The organism is Vibrio sp. 1069, assembly GCF_033340555.1.
Genome location: NZ_JAWOWP010000544.1, coordinates 1 through 623, shown reverse-complemented (window position 1 = coordinate 623; position 623 = coordinate 1). Strand labels below are relative to the sequence as shown.

Below are 623 nucleotides of genomic sequence, written 5' to 3'. Positions count from 1 at the left end.
CTGCATCTTGGATGGGGCTTGGTGAGAAAGCGGTGATGACTGTGGATGCAAACGCTGATGGCACCATGGATATCACGAAGCTAGATGAAGTGATTGCGCAAGCGAAAGCTGAAGGGCTAATTCCATTTGCGATTGTTGGTACTGCGGGTACGACGGATCACGGTGCAATTGATGACCTAGACTTCATCGCCGACATGGCAGTCAAGCACGACATGTGGATGCATGTGGATGGTGCTTACGGTGGTGCGCTGATCCTTAGCAGTCATAAGTCTCGCCTGAAAGGCGTTGAGCGCGCTCACTCTATCAGTGTCGATTTCCACAAATTGTTCTACCAAACAATCAGCTGTGGCGCACTTTTGGTGAATGACAAGTCGAACTTTAAGTTCTTGCTTCATCACGCAGATTACTTGAACCGTGAGCACGATGAGCTACCAAACTTGGTCGATAAATCCATCGCGACAACCAAACGTTTTGATGCATTGAAAGTCTTTATGACCATGCAAAACGTGGGTCCGAAGGCACTGGGTGACATGTACGATCATCTACTCGCTCAAACGCTTGAAGTGGCTGACATGATCCGTACAAACGATCAGTTTGAACTACTAGCTGAGCCTTCACTGTCG

Annotated in this window: 1 protein-coding gene; it reads left to right on the top strand. The window is 48.5% G+C overall.

The window, feature by feature from the left end:
• On the top strand, positions 1-623 hold a 623-nt coding region (locus R7040_RS27640; protein WP_318097770.1), incomplete at both ends, for a pyridoxal phosphate-dependent decarboxylase family protein.